This window comes from Gilvimarinus algae (genome assembly GCF_030518215.1).
GTDB lineage: Bacteria > Pseudomonadota > Gammaproteobacteria > Pseudomonadales > Cellvibrionaceae > Gilvimarinus > Gilvimarinus algae.
Window position 1 is genome coordinate 1 of the sequence record NZ_JAULRT010000024.1, and the last position, 346, is coordinate 346.

The following is a 346-nucleotide window of genomic DNA, read 5'->3' on the forward strand; positions in this document are numbered from 1 at the left end:
CAGCGTCAGCATATTCTCGATCACGCCCATCGACAGGCCGCCCACCAGCACCAACGCCAGATTGTCCAGCCGTCCGCAAATGGCGGCGGCGATGGAGGGGATGACCATAAACGTGATCACTGTGGGCTCTAACCGGATCAGGTCGGCAAACATCAACCCGGAAAACCCCGCCAGCACACCCGAGATGCCCCATGCGATGGTCTCGACCTTCAGGATCGGGATGCCGATCAGGGCCGAAAGATCCCGGTCATTGGCCAGGCTGCGCATTTGCAGGCCGACCTTGGTGCGGCTGAGAAACAGATAGATGCCGATCACGATCAGAATGGACGCGGCAAAGACGATCAGG

1 protein-coding gene is annotated in these 346 nt (G+C 59.8%); it reads right to left on the reverse strand.

Going from position 1 to position 346, the window contains the following annotated elements; all coding sequences use genetic code 11:
- The coding region (locus tag QWI16_RS00345; RefSeq protein ID WP_302710720.1) for an ABC transporter permease subunit at window positions 1-346 on the reverse strand (346 nt) is incomplete at both ends.